General features: G+C 75.3%; 14 protein-coding genes and 1 pseudogene. 11 read left to right on the top strand and 4 right to left on the bottom strand.

Annotated features, from left to right (window positions below; all coding sequences use genetic code 11):
- Window positions 1–27: 27 nt before the first annotated feature.
- The 5 genes and pseudogenes from ACZ4M5_RS02100 to ACZ4M5_RS02120 all read left to right on the top strand — a co-directional run bounded on the left by ACZ4M5_RS02100 (window position 28) and on the right by ACZ4M5_RS02120 (window position 4342).
- The gene (locus ACZ4M5_RS02100; RefSeq protein ID WP_467732103.1) at window positions 28–909 is read left to right on the top strand and encodes an SDR family oxidoreductase; all 882 of its coding nucleotides are present in this window, start codon (window positions 28–30) and stop codon (window positions 907–909) included.
- Between the two features lie 73 nt (window positions 910–982).
- Window positions 983–1837, top strand: a complete 855-nt coding sequence (locus ACZ4M5_RS02105; RefSeq protein WP_467732105.1) for an oxygenase MpaB family protein — start codon at window positions 983–985, stop codon at window positions 1835–1837.
- 93 nt (window positions 1838–1930) lie between these two features.
- Window positions 1931–2143: pseudogene (locus ACZ4M5_RS02110) on the top strand (ArsR family transcriptional regulator); the annotation flags it as partial.
- Window positions 2144–2337: 194 nt separating this feature from the next.
- Window positions 2338–3678 carry a 6-phospho-beta-glucosidase gene (locus ACZ4M5_RS02115; protein WP_467732107.1) on the top strand — a complete coding sequence of 447 codons (1341 nt, stop codon included), beginning with the start codon at window positions 2338–2340 and terminating at the stop codon, window positions 3676–3678.
- 145 nt (window positions 3679–3823) lie between these two features.
- Window positions 3824–4342: a cupin domain-containing protein gene (locus ACZ4M5_RS02120; RefSeq protein ID WP_467732109.1), complete on the top strand. Its 519-nt coding sequence runs from the start codon at window positions 3824–3826 to the stop codon at window positions 4340–4342.
- On the opposite strand, the gene ACZ4M5_RS02125 is transcribed toward ACZ4M5_RS02120, so the two are convergent.
- A complete protein-coding gene (locus ACZ4M5_RS02125; RefSeq protein ID WP_467732111.1) occupies window positions 4294–5463 on the bottom strand; it encodes an ATP-grasp domain-containing protein in 1170 nt (389 codons plus the stop codon). The two genes, ACZ4M5_RS02120 and ACZ4M5_RS02125, sit on opposite strands and share 49 nt — an antisense overlap.
- Before the next feature lie 412 nt (window positions 5464–5875).
- On the opposite strand from ACZ4M5_RS02125, the gene ACZ4M5_RS02130 reads away from it, so the two are divergent.
- Window positions 5876–6535, top strand: coding sequence for a 4'-phosphopantetheinyl transferase family protein (locus ACZ4M5_RS02130; RefSeq protein WP_467732113.1), 660 nt, complete (start codon window positions 5876–5878; stop codon window positions 6533–6535).
- Between the two features lie 100 nt (window positions 6536–6635).
- On the opposite strand, the gene ACZ4M5_RS02135 is transcribed toward ACZ4M5_RS02130, so the two are convergent.
- The 3 genes from ACZ4M5_RS02135 to ACZ4M5_RS02145 all read right to left on the bottom strand — a co-directional run bounded on the left by ACZ4M5_RS02135 (window position 6636) and on the right by ACZ4M5_RS02145 (window position 8259).
- Window positions 6636–6860, bottom strand: a complete 225-nt coding sequence (locus tag ACZ4M5_RS02135; protein WP_398107895.1) for a hypothetical protein — start codon at window positions 6858–6860, stop codon at window positions 6636–6638.
- A 176-nt stretch (window positions 6861–7036) separates the two neighbouring features.
- On the bottom strand, window positions 7037–7567 hold the full coding sequence (locus ACZ4M5_RS02140) for a toxin-antitoxin system, toxin component (RefSeq protein WP_467732832.1): 531 nt from the start codon (window positions 7565–7567) through the stop codon (window positions 7037–7039).
- A 32-nt stretch (window positions 7568–7599) separates the two neighbouring features.
- The gene (locus ACZ4M5_RS02145) at window positions 7600–8259 is read right to left on the bottom strand and encodes a helix-turn-helix domain-containing protein (protein WP_467732116.1); all 660 of its coding nucleotides are present in this window, start codon (window positions 8257–8259) and stop codon (window positions 7600–7602) included.
- Window positions 8260–8497: 238 nt separating this feature from the next.
- Here ACZ4M5_RS02145 and ACZ4M5_RS02150 point away from each other — a divergent pair, with 238 nt between their 5' ends.
- From ACZ4M5_RS02150 to ACZ4M5_RS02170, 5 genes are all read left to right on the top strand, one after another.
- Window positions 8498–9157 carry an MmyB family transcriptional regulator gene (locus ACZ4M5_RS02150; protein ID WP_467732118.1) on the top strand — a complete coding sequence of 220 codons (660 nt, stop codon included), beginning with the start codon at window positions 8498–8500 and terminating at the stop codon, window positions 9155–9157.
- Window positions 9158–9254: 97 nt separating this feature from the next.
- A complete protein-coding gene (locus ACZ4M5_RS02155) occupies window positions 9255–10409 on the top strand; it encodes an NAD(P)/FAD-dependent oxidoreductase (protein WP_467732120.1) in 1155 nt (384 codons plus the stop codon).
- Window positions 10406–10720 carry a (2Fe-2S)-binding protein gene (locus tag ACZ4M5_RS02160; RefSeq protein ID WP_467732122.1) on the top strand — a complete coding sequence of 105 codons (315 nt, stop codon included), beginning with the start codon at window positions 10406–10408 and terminating at the stop codon, window positions 10718–10720. The genes ACZ4M5_RS02155 and ACZ4M5_RS02160 overlap by 4 nt, the downstream gene beginning before the upstream one ends.
- A 326-nt stretch (window positions 10721–11046) precedes the next feature.
- Entirely contained in the window at window positions 11047–12411 is a 1365-nt protein-coding gene (locus tag ACZ4M5_RS02165) for an FAD-dependent oxidoreductase (RefSeq protein WP_467732124.1), read from the top strand.
- Window positions 12408–13298 (top strand): dihydrodipicolinate synthase family protein, encoded by an 891-nt coding sequence (locus tag ACZ4M5_RS02170; protein WP_467732126.1) that lies wholly within the window; start codon window positions 12408–12410, stop codon window positions 13296–13298. Before ACZ4M5_RS02165 ends, ACZ4M5_RS02170 begins: the two co-directional genes overlap by 4 nt.
- Window position 13299 lies beyond the last annotated feature (1 nt).

Genomic DNA, 13299 nt, shown 5'->3' on the forward strand with positions numbered 1-13299 from the left:
GCGACGCGGCCGGGAAGGAAGGCCCTCATGCACAGCAGCCCACTGGCCGGACGCACGGTCGTCATCACCGGGGCCGCCCGCGGGGTGGGCGCCGCGCTGGCGCTCGAGACCTCCCGGCGCGGCGCCCGGGTGGCGCTCCTCGGACACGAGAAGGACGCCCTCGAGGCCGTCGCCGCGTCCCTGCCGGGGCCGTCCCTGGCCGTCGCGGCGGACGTCACCGACCTGGACGCCCTGCACACCGCCGCGGACACCGTACGGTCCGCCCTCGGCCGCCCCTCGGCCGTGGTCGCCAACGCGGGAATCGCCGAGGGCGGTGCGTTCCTCGCCTCCGACCCGGCTTCCTGGCGCCGCGTGATCGAGGTCAACCTCACCGGCAGCGCGCACACGGCCCGCGTGTTCCTGCCGGACCTGCTGGAGACGGCCGGCTACCACCTTCAGGTGGCCTCCCTGGCCTCGATCGGCGCCGCCCCGCTGATGAGCGCCTACTGCGCCTCGAAAGCGGGCGTCGAGGCCTTCGCGCACTCCCTGCGGGCGGAGGTGGCGCACCGGGGCGTCGCCGTGGGCATCGCCTACATCAACTGGACCGACACCGAGATGATCCGCGACTTCGACCGGTACGACGTCCTGCGGGAACTGCGCGGTCACATGCCCGCGCCGGCCCGCCGCGTGTACCCGGCGGACGTGGTGGCCGCCCGGGTGGTGCGGGCCATGGAGCGCCGCCGCACGGCCGTCTACGCGCCGGCCTGGCTGCGGCTGACGCAGCCGGTGCGCCCGGCCCTGCCGCCGGTGGTGCTTCGGGTGACGCGCCGCACGCTGCCCCGGCTGGAGGCCCGGGAGCCGCTCCGCTCCACCGGGCCGCTCGGGGCCGGGGGCGAGGCCGACCGCCGGGCGGCGGACCACCGCTCCTGACAGCGGCGGCCCGCCCCTCCCGGACGGGCGGGCCCCTGCCGGACACTGGAGAGCGGGAGAAGGGAGGCCGACCGTGCTGACCGAGGTCCGTGAGCAGCTGGGCCGGGCCCTGTTCCGGCGCGTCGCCGGCCCGGGCGGACCGCAGACCCGCGCCCGCATCCACGACACACCGGGACCGCGCTGGTTCGGCCCCGACCGGCCGATCCGCACGGTCCACGGCGACGCCTCCATGTTCATCGGCGGGCTGACCGCGCTGCTCCTGCAGTCCCTGCACCCGCTGGCGATGGCGGCCGTCGCCGGGCACTCCGGCTACCGCGGCGACCCGTGGGGGCGGCTGCAGCGCACCAGCACCTTCCTGGCGGTGACGACCTACGGCACCGCCGACGACGCGCAACGGGCCGTCGACCAGGTGCGCGCCATCCACGAGCGGATCCGCGGGACCACGGCCGACGGCGAGCCGTACCACGCGGCCGACCCGCACCTGCTCGGCTGGGTGCACGCCGCCGAGGCGTACAGCTTCCTGCGCGCCCACACGCGCTACGGTGCCCGGCCCCTGGACGCCGCCGGCCAGGACGCCTACATCGCCGACACCGCGCGGGTCGCCGAGGCCCTGGGCGCGGTCGATCCGCCGCGCGACCGCCGCGAACTGGCCGGGCGGCTGGCCGCCTACCGGCCCGAGCTGCGGGCCACGCCCGAGGCGCGGGCCGCCGCCCGCTTCCTGCTGTTCCGGCCGCCCCTGCCGTTGCCCGTTCGGCCCTTCTACGGCGGGCTCGTCGTCAACGCCGTCACCGCGCTGCCCCCCTGGGCCCGTTCCCTGCTGTGGCTGCCCCGGGTCCCGGTCGTCGAGGACCTCGCCGTACGGCCCGCCGGCGTCGCCCTGACCCGGACCATCCGCTGGGCCATGACCCCACCGCCCCAGGAGAGGTGAGCCCGCCTCACCGGGTGCGAGGGGTTCGACCCGGGCGATCGTGCCCAGAGACGAGCACGAGGGTGGGCGGAGGTGACGAGTAAGGTGCACGGCGTGCTGGCTGAACGGCGACACCGATGCATCCTGCGCGCCCTGCGCTCGGGTGGCCCCGCGGCCGTGACGGACGTCGAGGTGCGCGTCTCCGAGAGGGACGCGACAGCCGACAGCGCCGCCGCGCCGATCACCGACGGCCCATCGGTCCTGCTCGGCATCGGCACGACCGCCCACCGCCCGGCCCGGCAGGTGCACACCGACCGGGTCGTGGTCCGCGCGGACGTGAACGCCCGTCCGGCAGCGGACCGGACGCGCGGCCGGACGCCCGCCGGGCGCGGTGCACCGCCAGGGCCCGGACCCCGGGACGGCGGGCCGGAGTGGGCCCGCGGGCGAACAAGTCGAAGAAGGCGGCGCGTGCCCGGGGTCCCCGGCGCGCCGCGCGCGGCGTACGGAGGCGGAGGAACCCGGTGAGACTGACGATTCTGGGCGGCGGAGGCTTCCGTGTGCCGCTGGTGTACGGGGCTCTGCTGACCGACCACGCCGAGGGCCGCGTCACCCGTGTGGTCCTGCACGATCTGGACGCCGGACGGCTCTCGGCGGTGACGCGCGTCCTCGCCGAACAGGCGGCGGGTGTCCCCGACGCCCCCGAGGTGAGCGCCACCACCGATCTCGACGAGGCGCTGCGCGGCGCCGACTTCGTGTTCTCGGCGATCCGCGTCGGCGGCCTGGAGGGCCGGGCGGACGACGAGCGCGTGGCCCTGGCCGAGGGCGTCCTCGGCCAGGAGACGGTCGGCGCGGGCGGCATCGCCTACGGACTGCGCACGGTGCCGGTCGCCGAGGACATCGCGGCGCGCGTGGCCCGGCTCGCCCCCGGCGCCTGGGTCATCAACTTCACCAACCCGGCCGGACTGGTCACCGAGGCCATGTCCCGCCACCTGGGCGACCGCGTCATCGGGATCTGCGACTCCCCGGTCGGCCTCGGCCGCCGCATCGCCCGCGTACTGGGCGTGCGCAACCCGGGCGAGGCGTTCATCGACTACGTCGGCCTCAACCACCTCGGCTGGGTGCGCGGCCTGCGCGTGGCCGGCCGGGACGAACTGCCGCGCCTGCTCGCGGACCCGGGACTGCTCGGCTCCTTCGAGGAGGGCAAGCTCTTCGGCGCCGACTGGCTGCGCTCCCTGGGCGCCGTCCCCAACGAGTACCTGCACTACTACTACTTCAACCGCGAGGCCGTGAGCGCCTACCGGCAGGCGGAGAAGACCCGCGGCGCCTTCCTGCGCGACCAGCAGGCCCGCTTCTACGCCCAGGTCGCGGACCCGGGGACCTCCGCCCTGAAGGCATGGGACGACACCCGCGCCGAGCGCGAGGCGACCTACATGGCCGAGAACCGCGAGAGCGCCGGCGCGGGCGAGCGCGACGAGGACGACCTGTCCGGCGGCTACGAGAAGGTCGCCCTCGCCCTGATGCGGGCCATCGCCCGCGACGAGCGCACCACCCTGATCCTCAACGTCCGCAACCGGCACACCCTGTCGGTGCTCGACGACGAGGCCGTCATCGAGGTGCCCTGCCTCGTCGACGCCAACGGCGCCCACCCCGTCGCCGTCGACCCGCTGCCCGGCCACGCCACCGGGCTGGTCTGCGCGGTCAAGGCCGTCGAGCGCGAGGTGCTGGCAGCCGCCCGGACGGGATCCCGCGCGACGGCCGTGAAGGCCTTCGCGCTGCACCCCCTCGTCGACTCCGTGAACGTCGCCCGCAAGCTGGTCGAGGGCTACACCGAGGTCCACCCGGGGCTCGCGTACCTCAGGTGAACGCCGGTGAGAAGCCGCTGGACGATGACCGGGACCCGGAGCCGAACCGGGAGGCGGGCCGCCGCCGATCACACCGGATTGACCCACGAAACCGGCGGCGGAATGCCCCCTGCCCCGGGTCACCCGGCTGTCTAGGCTCGTCACCATGACGACGCATCAGCAGCAGACGTCCCCCACCCCTGACTTCCCGCCGGTCCTCACCCGCGCCGCCGAGGCCGAGCAGACCCGTGACCCCAGCAGTGTGATGACCCTCCTCGCCGACTCCGGGGACACCGGCGGCCGGCTCACCAGCTACCGGTCGACCTTCGCCGAGGGCGCGGCCGGCGCGCCCGCCCATCTGCACACCGAGGCGGCCGAGCTGTTCTTCGTGCTCGACGGCGCGCTCCAGGTCCTGGTCGGCGAGGAGATCACCGTGCTGCGGGCCGGTGACTTCCTGCTGGTGCCGCCGCACACCCCGCACGCCTTCGCCGCCGCGCCCGGAGAGACGGCCGACGTGCTGTTCGTCTTCACCCCGGGCGCGGGCCGGTTCGACTACCTGCGGCTGCTGGGCCGGGTGATGCGCGGCGAAGCCGGCCCCGAGGAGATCGCGGCCTCCTCGGAGCGCTTCGACAACCACTACGTGGACAGCCCCGTCTGGCGCGAGGCGCTCGCGGCGAGGTCCTGAAGGGGCGCCGCTGCCGCTGCGCCCGCGTCGACCGGCCCCGCCGGGGCGGGTACCGCCGGGAGGGGCTCGGAGGCCGCCTGCCGCTGCTGCGGGACGGACACCGGCCGCAGCGGGCGCAACCCCGACACCACCGTGTAATCCTGCCCCAGGAACGGCGGGTCCATCTCGCCCGGGTCCTCGCCGAGGGCCAGCCGCACCGCCGCCCACGGCACGTTGAGCCCGCACAGGGACAGCTGGTGCAGCCCGCCCGCCGGGCGGGTGTTGACGTCCATCAGCACCGGCCGCTCGCCGAACATGCGGAACTGGATGTTGGACAGGTGGTGCAGACCGAAGCCCTCGGCGATCCGCCGGGCCGGCTCCAGCCACTGCTCGTGCAGGGTGAAGCCGCGGCGCCGGCCGTTCTTGGTGCGGCCGACGGCCAGCCGGACCCGGTTGTCCGGGCCGGTCAGGCAGTCCACCGACACCTCGGGCTGCTCCAGGCGGGGCATCACCAGCCAGTCGACCGGCTCCTCGGCCCCGCGCAGCGCCTCCAGCACCAGGTCGAGCGGCACGTACGGACTGGGGAACCCGTCGAGCTGCGCCAGCGAGAAGGGGCTGCGGGTGATCACACGGAAGCCCACCCCGCCCGCCCCGGAGGCCGGCTTGAAGCAGGCCCGGTGCCCGGCCGCCTCCAGCTCCCCGACCGCGGCGAGGAGTTCGTCCGCGGTCCGGGCCCTCCACCAGGGCGGTACGGGCACGCCGATCGACTGGACCGCCTCGTAGGCGACCACCTTGTCCTCGAAGAGGGCCACCGCCTCGGGCGGCGGCGCCAGCAGCGCGGTGCCGACCGCCGTGAACTCGGCGCGGTGCGCCACGATCGCCGCCTGGTGGAGCCGGGGCACGAACACGTCGATGCCGCGCCGGGCGCACTGGTCCAGCGCGTACTCGACGTACCCGGCCGGGGACAGGTTCTCGGGTTCCAGCTCCGCGGTGTCGGCGGCGGCCAGCACGGGGGAGTCCGGGTCGCCGTGCGTGGCGTGGATCTCGACGGCCCGGTCGCCGGGATTCCTCCGCAGCTGATCCATGAAGAACACGTTCTCCGCGTACGTGCGGTTGAGCCAGACGCGTACGCGAGAGACCATCCGGGCCGCCTTTCATGGTTCGCGGGCAGGGCTCGGCGGCCCGTGCCCGGGCAGGAGGAGGGAGGGTCACCAAACCGCCCTGTTCACAGGGAAGTTCACGGCGGTGGTGTCGGGGCGATCATACGGCTTCCGCGAGCCCCGTCGTGCAACGCCCGTGTGAACGTTCGCGCCGCCCGCCGGGCACCCGGCCGGCCTTGTCGCCGCGGCCCGTGATGTGATCTCTTGAGCAGGCGTGCGCAGGGGCATTCAGGGGGGCGAAGGTGACGTCGACGGTCGAGGGCGCGGGGCGGTCGCCGTCCGCCGGCGGCCTGTCCGCGGGCCGGCTGCCCGCCGCCCGTGATCGCCGTCAACCGCCGTCCGCCGCCCCGGCGCCGGACGGATGTGCCGCGGCGCCCCGAGTGAGCGAGGAACGGTGATCGAGGAACTGCTGCCCCCCGCCGTGGTGACGGTGGAAGCGTACGGCCGGGACGTCGCGGCCGCCGAGCTCTTCCCCGAGGAGGCGGCGGTCCTGACACGGGCGGTCGCCAAGCGGCAGCGGGAGTTCGCCGTCGTGCGCTCCTGCGCCCGGCGTGCCATGGAGAAGCTCGGAGTGCCGCCGCAGCCGGTCCTCCCGGGGGAGCGGGGCGCCCCGGGCTGGCCGGCCGGGCTGGTCGGCAGCATGACCCACTGCGACGACTACTGCGCCGCGGCACTGGTCCGCGCCTGCGACCTGGCCTCCCTGGGCATCGACGCCGAGGTCCACGAGCCGCTGTTCGAGGAGGTGTTGTCGACCGTGTCCCTGCCGGCCGAGGCGGAGCGGCTGCGGCGACTCGCCGACCGGCGCCCCGACGTGCACTGGGACCGGTTGCTGTTCAGCGCGAAGGAGTCCGTCTACAAGGCGTGGTTCCCCCTCACCCGGGAGTGGCTCGACTTCACGGAGGCGGACGTCGAACTCGCCGAGGACGGCAGCTTCCGCGCGGCGCTCCTCGTCCCCGGCCCCCGGGTGGGCGGCCGCCGCCTCGACCACTTCGAAGGCCGCTGGACGACGGGGCGGGGCCTGATCGCCACGGCCGTGGCGGTCCCGCACGCCTGAGCGGGACCGCATCACGAACCCGAGCACCTGCCGGTGCGGCTCCCGGGGACCGCTTCACGAACCCGAGCACCTGCGGTGCGGCTCCCCGGGACTCGCCGGCTCAGGGCCCCGGTTCCGGGCACCAGCTCTCGAGGAGGCGGAAGAACGCCTCCTCGTTGCCGGTCAGGCCCGCCTCCCGAAGGGCCTGTTCCGCCTCGGCGAGCACCGCGGGCGGCACGACGGGCGGGCCGCCGTCCCGGTCGAAGGCCGCCCGGACGGTGTGCAGCAGACGCAGGTACGCCTGGACGGCGGTGCGTTCACGGTCGGTCAGTACGGCGGTCGGCATCGGTCGGCTCTCCCCGTGTCGGCGTCATCGGTCCCGCGCCCGCCAGGGCACGACGCCCCGCACAGCGGTGCGCACCCCCAGCTTGCCGCCCACCACTGACAATCCGGTCCCGCCGCCCTCCGGTTCGCCCGCTCGGCGCAGACGCGACCGCCCCGTGCCACACCCGCGGGGGGCCGTCAGCCCTGCGGGCCGCGGTACCCCAGGGACGCCTCGATACGCCCGGCCAGGTGGTCGCGCTGCACCGGGGCGCGGGAGGCGGAACCGGCCAGCCAGGCCCGGCACTTGCTGGCGAGCAGCAGTCCGAAGCTCTCCGCCTCGCGCTCGTCGTCGAGGTCGAAGCGGGTGCGCGCGGCGACCTTCAGCACGGTCGCCTGCAGATCGGCGCGGTCGTCGAGCAGCCGGGCGGCGACCGCCGCACCCTCGACGTGGTGGGAGCAGTGCCCCGCCTTCATGTGCCACAGCTCGTGCCCCAGGATCACCAACTGGTGCTCGGGGGCCGTGCGTTCCTCGATCACCACCAGGTCCTGCTCGGCCATGTCGAGCCAGAGCCCGCTCGCGGTGCCGGGTGGGAAGGCGGCCGTGCGGAAGCGCACGGGGCGGCCGCGGCGTCTGCTCATGCCGTCGCACAGCGCGGCGTACAGCTCCTCCGGACGCGCCGGCGCGGGGAGGGTCAGCTCCGCGACCAGTTCGCCGCACAGGCGGCGCATTTCCCTACCGATGCCCACAGTTCTCCCCACGGTCACGACTCGGGCCGCTTGACGCTCTCCAGGAGCATGTCCAGCCACTCCGCGACCTTGTCGCGGTGCTGGTCGGTGGGCAGCTGCGCGGCACGCCAGGCGATGCCGCGCACGCCGTGGTCCTGCAGCAGCCGCTCCAGCGGGTCGTCGACCGCCGCGGCAGCCTGACGCTCCCGGTCGGCGAGCTTCTGCAGCAACTCCTGCTCGGTGTGCTGCAACGCGCTCACCAGGGCCTCGGGGTCCTCGGCGGTCAGGAACCCGGCGTGCACCCGGAAGAACCGCTGCAGTGCGTCGCAGTGCTCCATGGTCGGCCGCCGGTCGCCGTTGATGAGAGCGCCGGCCTGCTGCCGGGACATCCCCGCGCCGTCGGCGATCTCCTGCTGGGTGTATCTGCGGCCGTTGGGCTTGAGCCGGGTGCGGCGCAGCAGGTCCAGACGCTGCAGGAACCGGGCCTGCACATCCGGCTCACCGGCGGGCCGGCCGCCGAGCAGGGCCTTGACCACGGACTCCGGCACCCCGGAGGCCGCGGACAGCCGGCCGGTGTCGAAGACCTCGGCGTGCGGCACGCCGAGCCGGTCGGCGAGCGCGGTGACACGGGAGACGACGGCCGGCAGCACAACAGCCTGCGTGGCGCCCGGACCTTCGACGAAGCCACCCGTCACCGACAGATCTCCTACGTCTCTCACAGGCTTCTCACATATAGATGCCGTGACCTACCCCGGCGTGAACTGACCGGAGCGTAGCCGGTGCCTCGAACTCACATCCAGGTCTCGCCACAACTGTGGCCAATTTCAGCCGTCAACAGCCGCGAAATGCCACGATAGTTGACACGCCTCGGCTGCGGGCAGCAGGATCGGGGCGCCGCGTCAGGGCCGCACAGGCAAGAGGGGTGACCTCCCGATGGCATATCACGCAGGAGGGCAGCGGCCGGCACCGCGGCCCGTCGCCGAGACTCCCGAGATCCAGGCCTACCTGGAGGACTACGCCGGGCTGCTGGAGACAGTCGCCTCCCCGTCGCTCGTCGTCGACCACCGCTGGGACGTGGTGCTGGCCAACAGCGCCTTCCGGTCACTCTTCGCCGCCGTCGGACCGCACCCGACGGCCATGCCGGGCGACAACTTCCTGCGGTTCGTGCTCTTCCACCCCGACGCGCCCGCGGTCCTCGGCGACCACGAGTCCAGCTGGTGTCTGCCGATGCTCGCGCACTTCGCCCGGACCGTGGAGACGCACGGACCCGATCACGGGCTCCAGGCCGTCCGCCGGGACATCGCCCAGGACCCGATCATGGAGGCCGCCTACCGGCACGGCCTGCCGCACTGGATCCGCTCGGTCGGTGAGGACGCCGTCGAGCAGGACGGCGCCGTACGGCCGCTGCTGCACCCGGACCCGCGGCGGGGCGCCGTCGAGTGCCGGATCGTCGCCGAGACCTCCCGCACGCTGGAGGAACTGGGCTGCACCCGGCTCACGTTCGTGCTGCGTGACGCGCGTCGCACCCCGTCCCGGGACCGCCGCCCCCGCCGTGCCGCCTCCCACCTCCGGGTCGTCCCGGCCACCGGCTGACCTCGCGCGGCCGGGAGCATCCGGAGCCGGCCTCTTCGCGGATCCTCCCCGTGCCGGACCCCTTCTCAGACAGAGTGGTGTGTGACATAGTACTGGCGTGAGCAAGCCGCTGACCTGCGATGTCGTGGTGATCGGTGCCGGAGTGGTCGGCGCCGCCTGCGCCTTGTACGCCGCCCGGGCCGGCCTGCGTCCGGTCGTCGTGGACCGCGGCCCGGTCGCCGGCGGGACGACCGGCGCGGGGGAGGGCAACCTCCTCGTCTCCGACAAGGAACCCGGCCCCGAACTCGAACTGGCCCTGCTGTCCGCCCGCCTGTGGGCCGAACTGGCCGAGGAAGGGCTGGGCAGGGCCGTCGAGTACGAACCGAAGGGCGGTCTGGTCGTGGCCGGCGGGGACACGGCCCTGGCCGGGCTGGAGAAGCTCGCCGCCGGGCAGCGGGCGGCCGGGGTCGCGGCGGTGCCGGTGCCCGCGACCGGGCTCCGCGACCTGGAACCCGACCTGGCCCCCGGCCTCGCGGGCGGCATGCACTACCCGCAGGACGCCCAGGTGATGCCCGCCCTCGCGGCCGCGCACCTCCTGCGCGCCTCCGGAGCCCGGCTGCTCACCGGCCGGGAGGTGACCGAGGTGCTGCGCGGATCCGGTGGTGCGGTGCGCGGCGTGCGGACCGACCGGGGCGAGCTGCACGCTCCCGCGGTCGTCAACGCGGCGGGCACCTGGGGCGCCGAGGTGGCGGCCCGCGCCGGAGTCCGCCTGCCCGTCCTGCCCCGGCGGGGTTTCGTCCTGGTCACCGAGCCGCTGCCGCCCCGGATCCGGCACAAGGTGTACGCCGCGGACTACGTCGCCGACGTGGCCAGCGATTCGGCGTCGCTGCAGACCTCCCCGGTGGTGGAGGGCACGCCCGCGGGGCCGGTCCTCATCGGCGCCAGCCGCGAACGGGTCGGTTTCGACAGGACGTTGTCACTCCCGGCCGTCCGGGCCCTCGCGGCCGGGGCCACCGCGCTCTTCCCGTTCCTCGCCCGCGTCCGCGCCCTGCGCGCCTACGCCGGTTTCCGGCCGTATCTGCCCGACCACCTGCCCGCGATCGGCCCCGACCCCCGGCTGCCCGGTCTCTTCCACGCCTGCGGGCACGAGGGCGCGGGCATCGGGCTCGCCACCGGCACCGGGCGGCTGATCGCCCGGGCGCTCACCGGTGAGCCGCCCGACCTGGACCTCGGGCCGTTCCGGCCCGACCGCTTCCCGCAGGAGGCCCCGTGAACCCCCTGGAGCTGGCGGGCGCCCGACCCGGCCCCGCCTTCACCGTCACCTTCGACGGCCGCCCCGTGCAGGCCCTGCCCGGGCAGACGGTCGCCGCCGTGCTGTGGACGGCCGGCGTGACCTCCTGGCGGACCACCCGGCGCGAGGGCCGCCCGCGCGGGGTGTTCTGCGGGATCGGCGTCTGCTTCGACTGCCTGGTGACCGTCAACGACCGGCCCGGCCAGCGCGCCTGCCTGGTGCCGGTGCACCCCGGCGACACGATCGTCACCCAAGTCGGGTCCGGTCACGGGGAGGAGCGCCGTGAGGACTGAGCCCGCGCCGTTCGGCGCCCCGCACACCGATCTCGCTGCCCACCGGGATCGAGCCGCTCATAGGGTTCGAGCCGCTCACTGGGACCGAACCGCCCCCTGGGACCGAGCCGCTCACCGGGGCCGAGCCGCTCACCGGGATCGAGCCGCTCACCGGGTTCGAACCGCCTACCGGGATCGAACTGTTCACCGGAGCCGAACCGCCCCCTTGGACCGAACCGCTCACCGGGTTCGAACCGCCCACCGGGATCGAACCGCTCACCGGAGCCGAACCACCCTCTGGGGCCGAACCGCCCCCCGGCACCGAACCGCCCACCGGGAGGCGTGTCGTGCGTACTGACCTTGCCGTGATCGGGGCCGGACCCGCCGGTCTCGCGGCCGCCCTGGCCGCCTCCGCGCGCGGGGTGCGGGTGGCGCTCGTCGACGCCGCGCCCGGGCCGGGCGGGCAGTTCTACCGGCAGCCCGCGGCCGGCCTCGGCGCCACCCGGCCCGAGGCGCTGCACCACCGCCGGCGGACGTGGCAGCGGCTGCGCGACGGCCTCGCCGCCGCTGCCGTGGACGTCCTGACGGAGCATCACGTCTGGTGCGTGGAACCGGTCTCCGGCGGCTTCACCGTGCACGCCCTGTGCGGCCCCGGGCAGGAGGAGCCGGCCGAGGTGCACGCGCGGGCCCTGCTGCTGGCCACCGGCGGTCACGAGACGGTCCTGCCCTTCCCCGGCTGGACCCTGCCCGGCGTCGTCACCGCCGGGGGAGCGCAGGCCATGCTCAAGGGCGGGCTGGCGGTGCCGGGCCGCCGGGCCGTCGTCGCCGGGACCGGGCCGCTGCTGCTGCCCGTGGCCACCGGCCTCGCCGCGGCCGGGGTCGAGGTCGCCGCCCTCGTCGAGTCCACCGGCCCCCGGCGGCTCGCCCGCCACGCCCGGGCCCTGGCCGCCAAGGCCTCCGAAGGCGCCGGGTACGCGGCCCGGTTGCTGCGCCACCGTGTGCCGGTCCTCACCCGCCACACCGTCGTCCGCGCCCACGGCGAGGACCGGCTGACCGGCGTCACGATCGCCGCCCTCGGACCCGACGACCGCGTCCGGCCCGGCACCGAACGGCGACTGGACTGCGACACCCTGGCCGTCGGCCACGGCATGGTCCCGCACACCGACCTCGCCGGGGCCCTGGGCTGCCGCCTGGACGGACTCGGCGTGGCCGTCGACGCCGAGCAGCGCACCGACGTGCCCGGCGTGTGGGCGGCCGGGGAGACCACCGGCATCGGGGGCGCCGCCCTCGCCCTGGCCGAGGGGCACATCGCCGGCAGCTCCGCCGCGGCCCGTCTGCGCGGCGCCGGCCACGCCCCCGCACCCGCCGCCGTCAGATCCCGGGCCCGGCAGAGGAGTTCCGCCACCGTCCTCGACACCGCCTGGGCCCCGCCCGCGCACTGGGCCGAGCAGCTCACCGGCGACACGGTGGTCTGCCGCTGCGAGGAGGTCACCGCCGGCGACGTCCGCGGCGCCCTGGACCTCGGGGCGGACGACGAGCGGACCGTGAAGCTGCTCACCCGGGCGGGGATGGGCTGGTGCCAGGGCCGCATGTGCCACACGGCGGTCGCCGCCCTCGCCGGCCGCCCGCCCACCCCGCCCGGACGGCCGTTCGCCCGGCCCGTGCCGCTCGGCGTCCTCGCACGGCAACACACCGAGAAGGGACAGTCATGACCGAACACCGCCCCTGGCGGGGCGTCCTCGTCGCCACCGCGCTCCCTCTGAACCCCGACCTCTCCGTGGACTTCGACCGCTACGCCGAGCACTGCGCCTGGCTGGTGGACAACGGCTGCGACGGCGTCGTGCCCAACGGCTCCCTCGGCGAGTACCAGGTGCTCACGCCCGAGGAGCGCGCCCGGGTCGTCGAGACGGCCGTCGCGGCGGTCGGCGGGGAGCGCGTGATGCCGGGCGTCGCCGCCTACGGATCCGCGGAGTCCCGGCGCTGGGCCGAGCACGCGGCCGAGGCGGGCTGCCGGTCGGTGATGCTGCTGCCGCCGAACGCCTACCGCGCCGACGAGTGGTCCGTCCTCGCCCACTACGCGGAGGTCGCGAAGGCCGGCCTGCCGGTCGTGGCGTACAACAACCCCGTCGACACCAAGGTCGACCTCGTGCCGGAACTGCTCGCCCGGCTGCACGGCGAGGGACACATCCGGGCCGTCAAGGAGTTCTCCGGCGATGTCCGCAGGGCCTACCGGATCGCCGAACTGGCCCCGGACCTCGACCTGCTGGCCGGGGCCGACGACGTCCTGCTGGAGCTGGCCGTCGCGGGTGCCAAGGGCTGGGTCGCGGGCTACCCGAACGCCCTGCCCCGGGTCTCGGTCGAGCTGTACCGGGCGGCGGTGGCCGGCGACCTGCGGACCGCGCTGCCGCTGTACCGGCAGCTGCACCCGCTGCTGCGGTGGGACTCCCGGGTGGAGTTCGTGCAGGCCATCAAGTTGTCCATGGACGTCGTCGGCCGCCACGGCGGCCCCTGCCGGCCGCCTCGCGTGGCGCTGCCGCCCGAGCAGGAGGCCGCCGTACGGGCCGCCACCGAGAAGGCCGTCGCGGCCGGATGGGCGTAGG

It is taken from the genome of Streptomyces sp. NPDC026246 (genome assembly GCF_055567995.1).

Excerpts from the sequence above, each read along its gene's own strand:
- ACZ4M5_RS02135 (WP_398107895.1), bottom strand. The coding sequence starts at position 6,860 with ATGCCGACCGCCGTACTGACCGACCGTGAACGCACCGCCGTCCAGGCG.
- ACZ4M5_RS02140 (WP_467732832.1), bottom strand. The coding sequence starts at position 7,567 with ATGCGCCGCCTGTGCGGCGAACTGGTCGCGGAGCTGACCCTCCCCGCG.
- ACZ4M5_RS02125 (WP_467732111.1), bottom strand. The coding sequence starts at position 5,463 with ATGGTCTCTCGCGTACGCGTCTGGCTCAACCGCACGTACGCGGAGAAC.
- ACZ4M5_RS02170 (WP_467732126.1), top strand. The coding sequence starts at position 12,408 with ATGACCGAACACCGCCCCTGGCGGGGCGTCCTCGTCGCCACCGCGCTC.
- ACZ4M5_RS02100 (WP_467732103.1), top strand. The coding sequence starts at position 28 with ATGCACAGCAGCCCACTGGCCGGACGCACGGTCGTCATCACCGGGGCC.
- ACZ4M5_RS02120 (WP_467732109.1), top strand. The coding sequence starts at position 3,824 with ATGACGACGCATCAGCAGCAGACGTCCCCCACCCCTGACTTCCCGCCG.
- ACZ4M5_RS02150 (WP_467732118.1), top strand. The coding sequence starts at position 8,498 with ATGGCATATCACGCAGGAGGGCAGCGGCCGGCACCGCGGCCCGTCGCC.